Origin of the sequence: Christiangramia echinicola DSM 19838 (assembly GCF_000423065.1) — a bacterium.
GTDB classification, from domain to species: domain Bacteria; phylum Bacteroidota; class Bacteroidia; order Flavobacteriales; family Flavobacteriaceae; genus Christiangramia; species Christiangramia echinicola.
Genome location: NZ_AUHG01000010.1, coordinates 893,722 through 911,114, shown reverse-complemented (window position 1 = coordinate 911,114; position 17,393 = coordinate 893,722). Strand labels below are relative to the sequence as shown.

The following is a 17,393-nucleotide window of genomic DNA, read 5'->3' as shown; positions in this document are numbered from 1 at the left end:
ATTTACATAAAATAAAAAATCCCGGCGAATGGCCGGGATTAAATATCTTCGAAAGTAATTTCTTAGTCCTGAACTTTAAATGCAATAGGAAGAGAATACATAACCCCTACTGGCTTACCACGTTGTTTACCTGGTTTCATTTTAGGCAGACTGTTGATCACTCTTGCAGCTTCCTGCTCAAGTCTTGGGTGTGGAGCACGAGCTCTTACCTGACCAATATTACCTTTTTCATCAATTCTAAACTGAACGATCACACGGTTGATACCGCTTAGTCCAAGCTCAGCTCCAAGATCTGTATCAAACTCTTTGTTCACATACTTAGAGATCTTTTCACTCATACACTTTTTACGCTGATCGTTGTTACCTAAATTTTCACATCCTGGAAAAATTGGCACATCTTCAATAACCGCAAACGGAACATCTTCAACTTCCTCCTCTACCGGAGCCTCAACAACTTCTTCCACTTCTACGATCTCATCAAGATTAGTTTCTGTAGACTGAATTTCGTCTTCTTCAACTTCTTCCTCATCTTCCACAACCTCGATAATTTCCGGTGCCGGTGGCGGTGGTGGAGGTGGAGGTGGCGTATTCTGCATTTCAGTAATTGGCACATCCTCTTCATCAAGTGCGTCCATATTTACCTGTCCTATATCTATATTATCAGGGTCATAAGTTTTCCACTCAATCGCCCTCCAGGTTATAAATAGAACTACTACAAGACCAAGTTGAAGAAACAAAGTTCTGTTTCTGTTCAAATTAGCCTTCGGATTTTTCTTAGGTTCCATAATGCGTTATATTGTTAAGGGTTGCTAAAATAAAGATTTTTTCTAAAAAACTAAATTTATCTGGGATAATAAGTAATTAAAACTACGGTATTTTTATAAACTACTCATTATCACTCCTGAACTTTAAACCTTATAGGTATAATATAGGAAACAGGAACTGGTTTTCCCTGTTGACGTCCCGGCTTCATTTCTGGTAATTTTCCTATCACTCTGCGGGCCTCCTTTTCCAGTTCTGGATGCGGAGCTCTTGTCTGGATTTCTTCGACAAGACCTTTCTCATTCACTATAAACATTACTGTCACAAGATTCGTACCAGTGAGGCCAAGCTCTGCCCCTAAATCTGTATTAAATTCCCTATTTACGAAATTACTGATCTTATCACTCATGCATTTTTTCCGTTCGGCGTTCTTGCTCAAACTTTCGCAACCGGGAAATATCGGCACTTCTTCTATGAAATCTATTGGAATATCTACAGGTTCTTCCGGATCTTCAGGTTCCTCTATTTCGTCTGGCTCTGGAATATCCTTAAGATCGAGATCGGTAGGAACAACTGGATCTTCAATAATATCTTTGTCATCTGGCACCTCATCAATAATATCGGTTATAATCTTTGGAGGTGGTGGAGGTGTTTTCTGTGGAACGATAGTTACCGGGGGAACCTCCTCGGTCATTTCATTCATACTAATAATATCTGTTTCTGCAGATTTTGTATCATAGGTTTTCCACTGGAAAGCCTGAAGAGTTAAAAATAGTACAAGTATGAGTCCGATTTGAAGAAAGAGGACCCATCTCCGACGAAGGTCAGCCTTCGGATTTTTCTTAGGTTTCATAATAGTTTAGTTAATAAAGGTTATAATTTAGCTAGGCAACTTTCTGTTTCAGCTTTTTTACCGTCGGCGCCATGACCATAAAAAAGAAAACAGCAAGTACTACACCAGTAGAATTTGCCAGAACATCCCACCAATCGGGTGTCCTGTAACTGGTTAGGGTTCCCTGCAAAACCTCAATTAACATACCAAATAGAAAAGAAGCGAATGCCACCCATAGTAAATTGGAGGTATATCGCTCAAAATCAGAGTGTTTAAATAGAAAGTATAATTTCCACAATACTGCTAAAAACAAATATGCTCCGGCATGGAGCATTTTGTCTGTGGGATCAAATCCACCAACGCTAACCTTGAAATCCATTACTATTAAAGAGAAATAAGTAATGGCACTGGTATAGATCAGTGCAAAAAGCAATAATATTCTAGCTACCAACTACTTCCTTATATTCATCTGCAGATAATAGATCTTCAACTTCTGAAGTATCTGTCAGCTTAATTTTTATCATCCATCCTTCACCGTAAGGATCTTCATTCACTTTCTCTGGCTCATCCTCAAGGCTATCATTAAATTCAATGATCTCACCAGAAAGAGGCATAAAAAGATCTGAAACTGTCTTAACGGCTTCTACTGTTCCAAAAACTTCCTCTTTTTCAAGAGTTTCATCAAGAGTTTCAACCTCAACATATACGATATCCCCAAGCTCGCCCTGGGCAAAATCTGTAACTCCAATGGTTGCGGTGTCGCCTTCTATTTTAACCCACTCGTGGTCTTTAGTGTACTTTAATTCTTGTGGAATATTCATAGTATTGTTTTATAAGACCGCAAAGTTAGTTTTTTAGCCGAATTGTTCAAATAAGGCTTCGTTAATTTCCGAAATTATATATGAGGGTAAAACCAGATCTAATCGTAGTTTGCGGAAAGGCTGTTGAAACTGCATATTCTGAGAACGTATGATCATAATAGAACCTGGCAGTTAAATTCCTGGTAAACGCATAATCTGCCTTGAAATTAATAGACCATATATCCTGACCAGAAATTGTCTGGGCATTGGCAAGGTCGAGATACCTTACGATTGTGCGGTTCTTTCTATAAGATACATCTGCTCTAAAATTAAGGTCGCTACTCAGCACTCTTCTTCTTCCTCCTAAAGCAGTTGCAATTTTAAGATCTTTAATTCTATATCCAGTCCCCAGGGTATACTCATTACCACTATATTCGGTTAAAAGGTTATTATCAAAACTAAAAGCAAGGGATCGATCTTTTTGCATTTCAGCGAGGATCTGAATACTTCCTTTAGTTTCAAAATCTATCCTGACCAGCGGCGTAAAAAGCTCTGTTAATACAAGGTTCGAGTAAAGTACCGGATTTTTAAAATCTCCGGCCTGGTTTAATTCTTCTGGATTTGCGGGGTTGTAATCGAGATTCGTCTGGAACTGGTTAAGCGTATAATCTGAACGATATCCATGATTTAATGAAAATCTTCTAAACTTATCTCTAAACCATTCAAGCCTCATTAAACCGGTATATTTCAAATTCCAGTTAGGAAGCGGAAAATTCCTGAAAGCTCCTAATTTCACATCCCCGGCATCCTTCCCGGAGTACGCAGCAATGAAAGCAGGCAATAATACCGCCTGATTACTTTTCCCTATTCCTCGAGGATAACCTTCCTCATCAACATCTGCAGGATCAAGACCTCTTTCTGAAGCCAATCTACGTGCAACTTCTATCCTGTTTTCTCTAAATGTTTCGAAAGTTTGCGAACTCGCTTCAGTAGAATTATTAAAAGCCGTTTTTATAAGAATAGTTGAAATATTGAAATTCCCGTAGGTATATGGAGTCAACGACTGATACTCCAAAGTATTCGGATCTACCTTATAGTTTTCTGAATAATTCTCTGAAAAATTCTTTCTACCGGTAAGTTCAATAGTAAGATCTGGAAGTAAATCAAGCCCAGCCTGATAATCTAATTGTTCATTCTTAAGGGCGGTATATTGCTGGTTGAAATTTTGAAATAAGGTTAACCAGCCTCTTTCCGCCGCCATATATCTAATATCGTTCTGGGACCCAAAAGTAAAGCCAGCCGTTGGCCTGAAAGTTCCCATAAATCCAATACTTTCAGTATATCCCGGAAGGAATATACCACGACTATTTCTGTAATTTACCTGCAAGGTTTTAAGCCCTGTAACCACATTTACAAAAGTATTATAGCCTTTGTTGGTCTTTGGTCTTGGTTGATCTGCTTCTTCATCCTGATCTTCATCTGGAGGTCCCAGAGTTGGCACCCCACGGCTTCTTTCCTGTATACTCTTCGCTCCACTTGCTGCTTTCTTCTCTACCAGGCCTACATAATTATACAGATCCTGCATATTGAGGCTCGCATTAATCTGGTGCGAATTAGAATTCTGAACGCTATTTCCAATATCAGGGATCCCTTCAAGTTGCTGGAAAATCCTTGAACCTCGTTGCCACTGGAAGTCTCCTGTATAAGAATAGGTAGCATTTATAAATCGAAGTACGGGAATCTTACTTAATGGTAACTGGTAATTAACCTGTAAAGTTTGGTAGTGCAGGTTTGGATCTCCAACATTAAAGAAATTATCCCATAAACCTATACTGTTATCGGCAAAACCTTCATCATCTATATAATTTCTAATGATCCTGTTGTTGCTGGCATTAAAAGAAAAACTTAGCGATCTGGTTAGGTTATAGTTCACCCCGTATTGCCAGTCAAAAAGATAGTTTCGTTGATAAAGGGTTGGTATTCCTATATCGCCTTCACTAAGATCCAACGATCTGAATTTTTGTTCATTATACTGCCTGAAGATATTGGAACTCGCATTGATATTTGAGGGAAGGTAATTGATATTAAAATCTCTGAAGATCGCAAAATAATCGCTACTATCAAGGACAGCAATATTCTTTAAAGGTTCTATATTTTTTTCAGGGAAATTGAATTCATAGGTCCCTCCTACCCTTACACTTTGATCTAAACTTTCTTCGATCTCGAAATCACGATGATCTACCTGATTATAGGAAGTTGAAAATGCAAAATTCTCAATATCATAAGGCATAGGAGTTTTTTCGCCAACTCTTTCTTTTCTAAGGCCTATCACATTTATACTTTGCCTTTTTGTGTAAGATTGAGACTGCTTTTCAACTCTATCCCTCTCCTCAGGATCTTCAATATTATTCAATCTTGTATCCAGCTCAACATCCAGGAATTCCTGGTCGTATTTTGGAGTAATTAGTTCTTCTCCCCTGCTATAATTAACCGGTACCTTTACACCCCATTTCTTTGGCAATAGCTGACCCATATTTACATTGGTCACTACATCATATTGCTGCAGGTCTTCCCTGCTACGTGCATTAGGACCCTGTTCAATACTTCCAAAACCAACGGTACTACGCCTACCGGTAGCTGAAATATTAGCGAAATCTGCCAGGTTACTATCCATACTAACAACACCGGCCCATCCGCCTTCATTCTTAAGATCTGATAGTCTTAATTCATTAAACCACACTTCACCACAAAGATCTGTAACTCCATCTACACGAGTACCATTCTTCACCCCAACCATCAATAGCCTTACATTACCAAAACTAGGATTACCTTTAACTCCCAGCCTTAATCTACCCATATCATATGGAGCTTCGGCATCTATTTGCTGGAGTTCTTCGGTAAAGAAATTCAACTCTGTAGAATTTAAACCAGGATCGCCCAGTACTGCGGTCTTTATTTGTTGAAGCAATTCTAATTCTAAATTCAATCTGTTCACTTCCGGCCAGATCTCTTCAGGTGTTGTCGCGCCAAATAACGTAGCAGAAAGCGGGATCTCTATCTGATAAAAGTTATCACTAAAATCTGTTCCCATTCTAACAAATGCTACTAACTGCCCATCTTTTAGAGGTGGCTGATTTACAACCGATTCAGCATGTAGGAACATCTCCAGATTCTTATACTGGCGCATATCTATCTGAAAATTCTTATACACTGCCCTGGCATCCTGTGGTTCAAGATCACAAACACTTAATGATAAAGACTGTTCATTTTGCCTGATATTTGAGTTACTTTGATATAACTCTTCTCTTTCCACTCCCGGGGGAAGCACATAAGGAATAGGTTCACGATTCTCATTTTCCTCAATATTCACCGCGTTAACTTCAAATAGAGTATTTGGGTTTTCTATCTGACCCTGATCTTCAAATAAGCTTTGGTTGTATCTTCTATAATCTCCTCTTACCAGGTCCATGGTTCCAAATCTTAAAACTGTTGGATCCTGGAAATCTGTAAGGAACATTCTAATAAATCTTATGGATCTGAAATCTGCAATTCCTCCTACTGCTTCTGTAGGTTCGAAAATTGGAATTTTAAATTGTAACCATCTCACCGGTAATTCCTGCCCATTACGAAGTGTGGTGGTAAGTTCTTTTACATCGGTTATATACTGGTTATTATCAATATTCATCCCCTGGAAAAAAGGAATTTCATATTCAAAATAACTGTTGATGGTGTTCATCGTATTATCGCGGTTGATATCTTCCGCAGTTGGTAAAGTCGAGTTACCACGATTCGTATCGGTCACCTCTGTTGGGGAGTTACCCTGGGTTCCGTTATAGTTTTGGTATCGCTGAATAATACTACCCTCTGTGTTCAGGAAATATTCATAATTATCTGCAGATGGATCTGGCAGACCGGCAAAATTCGGAAATTTAACAGATTCATCCGCATCCTGAAGTCCGTCATAACCCGCATCCTGTAGAGTTCTTGCAGCATCATCTGTATCAAAAGCATATACCAGTGAATTATCGGCGGGTACAGAACCAAAAGCTGTATTTATAGTATTGGCCTCGCCTTCACCTTCTGGAAGACCATTCTCATATTGCTTTCTACCATCCTTTAAAACGTCTTCAGATATATTACCAAGGTTAAAATTGATAGTTCCTGCGGAATTTCCTGAATTTTCAGGATAGATATAAGGATCCATTACCCAGAATTGAATGTACTCTACATTGGACTGTTCAAAATTGGTAGTATTTATAGACCTCATGATCCCTCCAAAGTTACCGGCAGGATTCGGTAAATTATTTCCTCCTGAAGCTGCAGGATTATAATTGTATGGCCCCCTTTCTGAAGGATCATAAGATACATCCATGGTATAAACTACCTGGGACTGGCCCTGCACCACATCTATATTAGGGAAGAGCTCGCTTAAAGCCACTCTTCTGGCAGCATAGGTAGAAATATCTGAATCACTAATCCCATTTGGACGGTTGTTGCTATAGAAAATAGGATCTATAGTATACCAGGACATTTTCGCCCTTTTATATCCCACACCTAGATCTCCGTTACCCAGTTCACCTCCAAAACCAATAGGGACACTTGAAAGTTCCCAGCTCAGCGGATTATTAATATCTATGGCCGTTTGTGCTGCTTCAAAATCATCAATGTAAGTAGTTGCTTTTCCATCAAAATTATCAGAAGCCGGGCTACCAGGGACTAAATATGCAAATTCACCACGAACCGACACATTAGAAATCACATCTGTATCTATATTCGGTAATTTATTTACAAGCCTGGTAAGAAACGGCACTTCAGTGCTATAATTGAAGTTAACTCCAAGAATGGTGTTATTTATAGGCTCATATCCATAATTCGCCTTTTGTGTAAGCGGGCGTTCTTTAAGGTTGATAAAAGTACCACCAATAAGGAAATTCTCATTGAACTGATGCTCTACGTTCATCCCCGTAAAACGTTTTGTTTGCTGACCAAACAGGGCATTGTTTTCAGTATTTACCTGGATAGGAATATCTGAAGCTAAAAGTGCTTCATCCAGGATCTGGACTCTACCCAATTCATAATTTACCACGTAATCCACCCCTTCCTGGAGTATTCTACCTCCAGCCGTAACCGTAACCGATCCTGGAGGAAGATTAAAACCAATCGGTATCCCCTCCACTTCAGCAGATTTGTATCTACCTTTTAACTGGAACTTGTTCTTATCTGCTTCCTCCTGTTCTGCCTGGGTTTTTGTAGTTCTATACATCGCCCTGAAAACATATCGCTGCTGATTCTCATTCCATGTTTCAGGAATGGTATAATCTTCAGTCCCGCTATTAGGAGTTGCATCAAGTTTTTCGAATAAGTGGCTACCAAAAGGCTCGACCGTAGTAAATATTATATTTCCGTTTTGTGGATCTATAGTGATCTGAGGAACATAATCAAAGAACCCATCACCGTCATTAATTGGGTCATTATTAACGTTCAGTTTATCTAAATTAAACACTCTTAATAATGGCGTTTCCGTCACATCATCTGGCAGGCTCGTACCTTCTACCGGTCTAATATAATTGAGAGGTTGAGGATCTGTATAAAGAATGTTCATCCTGAAATCCTGACGTTCTAATTGATAAGCGCCAAGGCTGTAGATATTTTTCATCATCAGGTCCCAGATAGGTTCATTCACATTAATGATCGTGCTTTTCAGCATTTTCACCACCAGGTTCTGGCTGGCTCTCGGGTTGGTACCGGTATCTGGTGTTTGATCTGGAGCATCATTGGTCGCATTCACCCCATCATTGGCAAATTCTCCAACCTGATATACTTCCCCGTTTATGGTATATTGAAATGCTACCCCAAGAACCTCATCATTGCTCAATCTCTGGTTGAGGGAAATATACCCCAGCTGGGTATTAACGGTATATTCATTAGGTTTTAATTGCCTGGCGTTTTCTAGCTTGGCATAATCTGTTCCTTCAGAAACCGTTACGCTCCCAAACCCCTGATCTACGGTTGCAATATCACGAATAGCAGGAGTTAAAACTGTTTCACCGGGACCGGTAATCCCGAATGGGTTAAAATCGTTATTAGGGTTATCTGGAAAAGCTCCCGCCGGCTGATTGAAAAAACCTCCTGGAATATTATCCAATCCTATATTTCCGGGAATGTTTGTTTCCCCAAGATCCTGTATCGCTACAATATTCCGGGTATCCTGTATATTCTGAATGTTATTGGTACGGTTGGTTACCCAAACCTGAATTCTCTTTATTTGAATATTGGTATTAATGAAGGGGTAATTCTCCAATGCTTCGTCATAGGTATCTCTAAAATAATGCGCCAGGAAAAAGTGACGATCCTGATCATAATCCAAAGCAAATTTTTCAAAATCTTCAACGGTAGCACCGCCTTCAACATTTACGGTTCGTCTTTCTGATTTCTGTTCAGAAAACACCCCGGTAATTCTTGTTTTACCAAATTGTAACTGAGTTTTAAAACCAAACAGGCTCTGCGCACCCTGGATCAATGAGTTATTAAGCGGCATGTTCACATTACCCACCTCAATTTTTTGAACGATATCATCCTCATTAGGAGTGTATTCCAGCTTCAACTGATTCTGAAAATCAAAAGTAGATTCAGTATCGTAATTCGCGGTGATCTGGAGCCGTTCACCTACCTGCCCAAGTAAACTCAGACTTATACGCTGATCAAAATCAAAAGAAAAATTTCGTCTATTCCTGGGTGAAAATGCCGGATTATCCTGTTTAGTATAAAGAAGTCCCAGGTCCAGTTCAACAGATCCCTGTGGCACAATATTGATCTCTGAACCACCAAATATGGTTTCAAAGAAATTGCTATTCACATAAAAATCTGGCAGCAGGTCTTTCTGGATTTCCTCAGAACCCTCTTTTCTCCCGGAAAGCGCATCATTTTTGAGTTTGAAATAATTACGCATTTCCTGCTGAAGTATCAGTTCTTCAAACTCCTGAGGCGTTAAGACAAGTGGTAATCCCAGATTGATCTCCCCTAGATTTTCCTTATAGAAGTAACGGTTAAGGATAGGGTCATATTCATACTTTGCAACGATGCTATCTGGATCTGGAAGACTAATATCACCTAGCACATAACCAGTAGCGGTGGTATCCTGGGGCGTTTCCTGAGCCACAGAGTCCACTGAAAATACCAGTAATAAAAGAAAACTTAGGTATACTGGTGAATACAATTTTGAGTAATTGTTCCTCAACTTACTTACAGCTTTTTTAGAGCCAGTTTTATAATAGATTCGACTGTGGATTCGGGATCTTCCTTAAGGATCTTCTCTACAACTTTACTGGCCTGACGCCTGTTATAACCTAAGATCTCTAAAGCTGATAACGCTTCTTCCTTGTTAGTATTGTTCTTAGAGACGAAAACTTCATCATCTCCAAGTACTTTTAAAACTTTATCTTTAAGATCTAAAATCACGCGCTGCGCAGTTTTAGCTCCTATTCCTTTCACACTTTGAATAGTTGGTACATCTCCTGTAGCTATAGCATCTATAACTTCGTTAGGCAGAAGCGACGACAACATCACCCTGGCTGTGCTGGTTCCAACACCTGAAACAGATATTAATAATTTGAATATTTCCCTTTCAGATTTCTCGATGAAGCCATATAAGGTATGAGAATCTTCCTTTACCTGGAGATAGGTATATAAACTTACCGCCTCAGAATCTGGAATCAGCGAAAATGTATGTAGAGAAATATTTACTTCGTATCCAATCCCATTGCATTCTATAACAACATAGGTTGGATTTTTTTCAATTAATTGGCCCTTTAAATGATGAATCATGAAAAATTATTGGGTTCACACTCAAATGTAGTAAAATAAACCAAAGGCAGAAATTGAGTTTCTGCCTTTTAATTTGAGAGTATTTAAAATTATTTTTTGAGTCTTTTCTCTTTTTCCTGAGCATCTACTACTGCAACTGCAGACATATTCACCATCTCCTCTACACTGGCTCCCAGCTGTAAAATATGTACAGGCTTATTCATTCCCATCATAATAGGCCCGATAGAATCTACATTATTAAGTTCTTTTATGAGCTTATACGTACTATTTGCGGAGTCCAGATCTGGATAAATTAAGGTATTCACTTTCTTCCCTGCAAGCTTAGAAAAAGGGAATTTACTTTGTAACATTTCACGATTCAAAGCAAAATCTGTTTGCAATTCTCCATCTACGCTCAACTCTGGATGAAATCTATGTAGATATGAAACTGCATCTTTTACCTTCTTAGCTCTTGGGTCTTTAGACGATCCAAAGTTTGCATAAGAGATCATTGCAATCACCGGTTCCATACCAAAAAGCTGAACGGTACGTGCAGTCATCTGGGCGATCTTTGCCAGATCTTTTGCAGGCGGATCTATATTAATAGAGGTATCACTAATAAAAATAGGACCTCTAGAAGTATTCATCACATTGGTTGCTGCAACCCTAGAAACCCCTTTCGCCATCCCGATTAATTCCAGCATTGGTTTTACCACTGTAGGATAAGCACGAGAATAACCTGAAAGTAAAGCATCGGCATCACCTTCGTTCACCATCATAGCTGCAAAATAGTTACGTTCACGCATCAGCTTTTCAGCGTCATACTTGGTAACTCCATTCCTATGTCTGGTCTCCCAATATTTATTGGCATAATTCTTTCTATGCTCTTCTTCCTCGTCCGATTTAGGATCGATTATAGCTACATCTTCTTCTTCAAAATCAATTTCAGCCATCAATTCCTTGATCACTTCTCTTCGACCAAGAAGAATAGGAAATCCAATCCCTTCATCTCTTACAATTTGAGCTGCTTTCAGCACATCTAAATGATCTGCTTCAGCAAATACAATTCGCTTAGGATTTGTTTTCGCTCTGTTTATTAATAAACGGGTGATCTTATTTTCATTACCCATTCTTTCCAGAAGCTCCTCTTCATATTTATCCCAATCCTGGATACCCTGCCTTGCTACTCCGCTTTCCATGGCTGCTTTAGCGACAGCGGGCGGTACTTTCGCGATCAGTCTTGGATCGAAAGGTTTTGGGATAATATAATCTGGACCAAAATTAAGACGCGTTTCACCATAAGCGATATTCACCTGCTCCGGTACTGCTTCTTTTGCAAGTTCGGCCAGTGCCTTTACGGCAGCCTTTTTCATTTCCTCATTGATCTTGGTGGCCCTAACATCTAGAGCTCCACGGAAAATGAATGGAAAACCAAGCACGTTATTAACCTGGTTAGGATGATCACTACGGCCAGTTGCCATTATAATATCTTTCCTGGTATCCATAGCCAGTTGATAATCAATCTCTGGATTTGGATTCGCCATAGCAAAAACGATAGGTCTTTTGGCCATGCTTTTCAGCATTTCTGGAGATACTATATTTGCTATGGAAAGACCAACAAATACATCAGCATTTTTCATGGCCTCATCCAGGGTGTCAATTTTTCTAGCGGTAGCAAATTCAGCTTTTTCCTCAGAAAGATTAACTCTATCTTTTCTAATCACTCCTTTACTATCCAGCATTACGATATTTTCAGCCTTGGCTCCGAATGCTTTATATAATTTAGTACATGAAACTGCTGCAGCTCCCGCACCGCTGATCACGATCTTTACTTTTTCAATTTTCTTTTTAGCTAGTTCTACTGCATTTAAGAGTGCCGCAGCAGAAATGATCGCGGTACCATGCTGATCATCATGCATCACCGGAATATCCAGTTCTTCTTTTAATCGTCTTTCGATTTCGAAAGCTTCAGGAGCCTTAATGTCTTCAAGGTTAATTCCACCAAAGGTTGGTGCAATATTCTTTACCGTTTCAATGAATTTATCTACATCTTTAGTATCTACTTCAATATCAAAAACATCGATATCGGCAAAGATTTTAAATAAAAGGCCTTTCCCTTCCATTACAGGTTTAGACGCTTCAGGACCAATATCTCCAAGTCCTAAAACAGCTGTACCATTAGAAATAACTGCAACGAGGTTTCCTTTGGTAGTATATTTATAAGCGTTTTCCTTATCTTTTTCTATTTCCAGACATGGCTCGGCTACACCGGGTGAATATGCAAGAGAAAGATCTCTCTGGGTTGCATATTTCTTTGTAGGCACAACTTCAATTTTTCCTGGCTTTGGTTTTGCATGATAAACCAATGCTTCTCTTCTCTTTCTGGAAGTATTACTCATAATTCTATTTTTTGGCTGCCTAGCAAAGGTAGTAAGCTTTAATTTTTTGAAGTATATAAAAATAGAATACTTTCAAACTGAATTTGGAACAAAAATTAACTCCCGGTTATTTTTCAATTAGCTTTCATAAGCTCTTCCATATCCTTAATAATCTCCTCAAGTCTGGTAAGCAATTTAGAATAAATCAAATGCGTACTAATTCTATAACTTAATACCCCTATTGCAGATAAAACTATGGATAATATTGTGACAACTAGGATTTGATATTGTAGCATCATTCCATCAAAGGTTGACAGTACTAAAGTCTCCCTGAAATAAAGATAATATCCTGGCAATATTAGAACCGGCAATCCTATTCCCAGAAGGATCGTATAATATTTCTGAAGCCCTTTTATCTTAGAGTAGTAATTTGTCAAATAAAGGTAGGTGTTGGCACTTAACTTCAAGTCTTCAAGCTGTTTTAGCTTTCTTCTATTCAGTAAGAAAAGGAGTAGAATTAAGATTCCAACATAGATGCCGAGCACAGGTTTTTCCATGAATATAAATACCCCTGCTAAAATTACGGCCATTGGTACAAGGCTAATATTATCTATCCTTGAAGACGATTTGATCCTTTCTATGATTAGTTTAGGCTTTTTACGGTATAAATCCTGTACAACCGGAATCTGGATATTATCATCAGATTCAAATCCTTCTTTCCATATATTTTCAATAGATCTTTCCATCAAGTAATTCTTTTAGTTTCTTTTTAATTCGCGTAATCTTTACCCCTATATTATTTGAAGATAGTCCGGTTATTTCCGCAATCTCCCGGTATGAATTCTCTTCCAGATATAATAGAATTATTGCTCTATCTGCTTCTGAAAGTTTTTTTATTGCTGAATAAAGTAGTTTGAGAGATTCACTGTTAAAAGGATTTTCTTCTGAATGCAGATCACCTGAAATTTCGGGCAGTTCATTGCTGTTTTTATTTATCTTTTTATCCTTTCTTAATAATGAGAGCGAAACATTTAAGGAAATTCGATAAACCCAGGTAGACCATTTCGAGTTGCCTTTGAAATTATTTCTGCTTTTCCACAACTGAAGGCAGGTTTCCTGATAATAATCCTGAAAGTCTTCTTCTGAATCTGTATAGGCCCGGCAAATTTTTACAATGATACCGGCGTATGGCAAAATAAACTGTTTATAGAAATCTTTACTCAAACCTTCTTTTATCTGTTTAGTGACAGAAAATTAAGTTTATTACAGAACCTCAAAATTTTATTTATTCAAAAAATCGATATTCCTTTTAAGACCTTCGAATTTTGTTCTTTTAACCGCCGATTTTCTAAAAATTTCATTGAATGTTTCCCGGGTGATCTCCTCCCAATCCTTTTTATCATTTTCTAAAAGATCGGGATGCGGATTGAAGAGCGGCTCATTATGTGGTTTTGAAAAACGGTTCCATGGGCAAACATCCTGGCAGACATCGCAACCAAACATCCAATCATCGAATTGGTTCTTATATGAAGATGGCAGTTCATCCTTCAGTTCAATAGTGAAATAGGAAATACATTTACTCCCGTCAACTTTATAAGGCTCAACTATAGCGTTGGTTGGACAGGCATCAATGCAAGCCGTACAACTACCGCAGTGATCTGTAACCGGAGTATCATACTCCAGATCAAGATCTACAATAAGTTCAGCAATAAAATAAAAGGAACCGGTTTGCTTGGATAGTAAATTAGAATGTTTCCCAATCCAGCCAAGTCCGCTTTTAGCCGCCCAGGCCTTATCTAACACAGGTGCTGAATCTACGAAAGCCCTACCATGAAAATCTCCAATTTCATCCTGCAGCGTTGAAAGAAGCTGCTTTAATTTATCCTTGATCACAAAATGATAATCGCGACCGTAGGCATATTTACTAATCTTATAAGAATCTTCATTTTGAAGCTCGTGAGGATAATAATTCAGCAATAACGAGATCACACTTTTAGAACCAGGCACCAGTTTAGTAGGATCAAGGCGCTTATCGAAATAATTTTCCATATAGCGCATTTCTCCATTCATATTCTGCTCTAACCAGTTCTCCAATCTCGGCGCCTCTTCCTCAAGAAATTCAGCTTTAGAAATTCCACAAGAGAGAAACCCAAGGCGTTTGGCTTTGGCTTTTATTAATTCTGAATATTTTGATTGGTTCTGAAGCATTAGATCCTCTTTTCAAATCTTAAGATCGCGTTCTTTGGCTTTAAAGTAATTAGCGGTTTAATATCAATTTCTTCATTTACAGCAATGATCTTATACCTATTTACTAATTCGGTGACTGCAATGATCATCTCGAACATGGCGAAATTATTCCCTATACACTTCCTTGGTCCTGCCCCGAATGGAAAATATTGTGAGGAATATTTCCTCCCACCTTCTGCAAACCTTTGAGGCTTAAAATCATCAGGATCGTCCCATAGATCGGGATGACGATGTACTTCGTGCAGCGAGAATAATAAATTAGAGCCAGCCTCAAAATGCAAACCATTAAATTCATCTGCTTCAAGGTTTACACGGTCTATAAAATATGCCGGCGGGTATAACCGCATGGATTCCTCTATAACCTGTTGCGTGATCTGAGCCTGAGTAACAAAACTCATTAAATCATCGGTCTGCTTTTTTAATTTCAGCGTTTCTGCATAGATCTTTTCCTGCCATTCCGGATTTAAAGCCAGTAATTGAGCAGTAAAAGTGAGAGAATTAGAAGTAGTTTCATGTCCTGCAGTGAATAATATCAATATCTCATCAATAAGCTGCTCCTCGTCCATGAAATTCCCGTCTTCATACTTTGCCTCCAGCAGCATATCCAGAAGATCATCGCAACGCTCCTTTGAATCCCGACGCTCCTGCACCATCTTCTTTAAGATATTTCTTGCTTCAGCAGTAAGCTTTAGATATCCATCGATCTTACCACTAGCTTTGAACCACCAACCTAAATAAGGCTGCCTAAGTTCTTTAACCAGCATTTTCTGCGTCTCCTCTGTAATATATTGCAACCTGTTGATCTCCTCCTGATTTGCGGCGCTGCTGAAGAGAGACTTTACTACGGTTTGAAAAGCAAGGTCATTGTAGATAGGAAAAATATCGATCTCTTCTTCTGTAGTAATCTTTTCATATTCCTGAAGAATTGCCTGTTTGATAGCGTCCATTAAATTAGCCAGTTGCTTTTTATGGAAGGCAGGCTGAATTAATTTTCGCTGTCTTTTCCAGTGCTCACCTTCTGAAGTTAGCAATCCTTCACCTACGTACTTAACCAGGTCTCTGGTCTGGATCTCAGATTTCACATAATTCTTCTGGTTTTTTTGTAGTACATATTCCACAAGACCGGCATCTCTTGAAAAGATCACTGATTTATTGAAACCAATATTCAATCTGAAAGTATCTCCTTTTTCTTCAAAATTGTTATGATGAAACGGTAGCGGATTTTTTAAGATATTGGCAGAGTGTTTTAGAAACTTTAAAAGTGATACTTCGGGTATTTTTTTATCTTTTTTATTCAAAATCTGATGGTTTGATCGTGCTGAGTGCAGTTGAAGTATTATTAATTAAGTTCATCTGGCCAATAATCTAAGTTAGTTGGGTTTCGACATTCCGATAAAATTTGCAATCTATCAAAATCACCTGCATTTAGCCCATTTTTTTCCCCACCATCCATTGATTTGCTTTTCAAGATATATGACCGCCATCATTTAATTCCTGTTAGAAACTTAATTCAATAGGCCTTCTTTTAAACAAAAACGTCGATAGCTAAAACAATCCGCCTTGTGTGCTTCCTTTAGTTCGGCCAAGATGCCTGTAAGCATGTTCGGTAACTTCCCTTCCTCGTGGAGTTCTGTAAATAAATCCCTGCTGAATTAAAAAAGGCTCATAAACCTCTTCAATAGTTTCTGCGCTTTCACTTACTGCCGTAGCCAGAGTAGTAATCCCAACAGGACCTCCTTTAAATTTATCTATTATTGTAGCCAGGATCTTATTATCCATCTCATCCAGCCCATGAGCATCAACATTCAAAGCCTTAAGACCAAATTTCGCAATTTCGATATCGATCTTTCCATTCCCCTTAATTTGAGCAAAATCTCTAACTCTACGCAGTAAAGCATTGGCAATTCTAGGAGTCCCTCTACTTCTACCGGCAATTTCTATAGCGGCATCTTGAGAGATTGGAACTTTTAAAATTTCTGAACTACGTTCCACGATACCGGAAAGTAACTCTGTAGTGTAATATTGTAGCCTACTGGAGATACCAAATCTCGCTCGCATGGGGGCTGTAAGCAATCCAGACCTTGTGGTAGCCCCGATAAGTGTAAATGGATTTAAATTGATTTGAACGGTTCTGGCATTCGGGCCGGTCTCAATCATTATATCAATTCTATAATCCTCCATAGCCGAATACAGATATTCTTCAACTATAGGGCTTAACCTGTGAATCTCATCTATAAAAAGAATATCCCTTTCATCGAGATTTGTAAGTAATCCCGCGAGATCTCCGGGCTTATCCAAAACGGGACCGGAGGTTATCTTAATCCCTACATTCAACTCATTGGCCAGGATATGAGCCAGAGTAGTCTTACCCAATCCAGGAGGACCATGAAACAATGTATGATCTAAGGCCTCTCCTCGTAAATTAGCTGCCTGAACGAATATCTGAAGGTTTTCCAACACTTGCTCCTGACCCGCAAAATCATCAAAACTAAGCGGTCTTAAAGCTCTTTCTATGTCAAATTCTTCCGGAGAAAAGTTTTCTCCGCTGGCATCGAGGTTTTCGTTCATCAT

At 38.7% G+C, this 17,393-nt stretch carries 12 protein-coding genes; all 12 read right to left on the bottom strand.

Going from position 1 to position 17,393, the window contains the following annotated elements:
- Positions 1-62 precede the first annotated feature (62 nt).
- Positions 63-785: an energy transducer TonB gene (locus G530_RS0104705; protein ID WP_026933433.1), complete on the bottom strand. Its 723-nt coding sequence runs from the start codon at positions 783-785 to the stop codon at positions 63-65.
- 110 nt (positions 786-895) lie between these two features.
- Positions 896-1,615: an energy transducer TonB gene (locus G530_RS0104700; protein WP_026933432.1), complete on the bottom strand. Its 720-nt coding sequence runs from the start codon at positions 1,613-1,615 to the stop codon at positions 896-898.
- A gap of 31 nt (positions 1,616-1,646) precedes the next feature.
- Positions 1,647-2,045: a VanZ family protein gene (locus tag G530_RS0104695; RefSeq protein WP_240472127.1), complete on the bottom strand. Its 399-nt coding sequence runs from the start codon at positions 2,043-2,045 to the stop codon at positions 1,647-1,649.
- Positions 2,035-2,415: a glycine cleavage system protein GcvH gene (gene gcvH, locus G530_RS0104690; protein ID WP_026933430.1), complete on the bottom strand. Its 381-nt coding sequence runs from the start codon at positions 2,413-2,415 to the stop codon at positions 2,035-2,037. Before gcvH ends, G530_RS0104695 begins: the two co-directional genes overlap by 11 nt.
- A 61-nt stretch (positions 2,416-2,476) precedes the next feature.
- Positions 2,477-9,610, bottom strand: coding sequence for a T9SS outer membrane translocon Sov/SprA (gene sov, locus G530_RS0104685; protein WP_026933429.1), 7,134 nt, complete (start codon positions 9,608-9,610; stop codon positions 2,477-2,479).
- Positions 9,611-9,636: 26 nt separating this feature from the next.
- Positions 9,637-10,218, bottom strand: coding sequence for a Holliday junction branch migration protein RuvA (gene ruvA, locus G530_RS0104680; RefSeq protein ID WP_026933428.1), 582 nt, complete (start codon positions 10,216-10,218; stop codon positions 9,637-9,639).
- Between the two features lie 89 nt (positions 10,219-10,307).
- Positions 10,308-12,596, bottom strand: coding sequence for an NADP-dependent malic enzyme (locus G530_RS0104675; protein ID WP_026933427.1), 2,289 nt, complete (start codon positions 12,594-12,596; stop codon positions 10,308-10,310).
- 113 nt (positions 12,597-12,709) lie between these two features.
- On the bottom strand, positions 12,710-13,321 hold the full coding sequence (locus G530_RS0104670) for a hypothetical protein (RefSeq protein ID WP_026933426.1): 612 nt from the start codon (positions 13,319-13,321) through the stop codon (positions 12,710-12,712).
- Positions 13,305-13,799, bottom strand: coding sequence for an RNA polymerase sigma factor (locus tag G530_RS0104665; RefSeq protein ID WP_026933425.1), 495 nt, complete (start codon positions 13,797-13,799; stop codon positions 13,305-13,307). Before G530_RS0104665 ends, G530_RS0104670 begins: the two co-directional genes overlap by 17 nt.
- A 57-nt stretch (positions 13,800-13,856) precedes the next feature.
- Positions 13,857-14,783, bottom strand: coding sequence for a tRNA epoxyqueuosine(34) reductase QueG (gene queG, locus G530_RS0104660; RefSeq protein WP_026933424.1), 927 nt, complete (start codon positions 14,781-14,783; stop codon positions 13,857-13,859).
- Positions 14,783-16,120 (bottom strand): cytochrome P450, encoded by a 1,338-nt coding sequence (locus tag G530_RS0104655; RefSeq protein WP_240472126.1) that lies wholly within the window; start codon positions 16,118-16,120, stop codon positions 14,783-14,785. Before G530_RS0104655 ends, queG begins: the two co-directional genes overlap by 1 nt.
- Positions 16,121-16,367: 247 nt before the next feature.
- Positions 16,368-17,390, bottom strand: a complete 1,023-nt coding sequence (gene ruvB / locus G530_RS0104650) for a Holliday junction branch migration DNA helicase RuvB (RefSeq protein ID WP_026933422.1) — start codon at positions 17,388-17,390, stop codon at positions 16,368-16,370.
- Between the last annotated feature and the right edge of the window lie 3 nt (positions 17,391-17,393).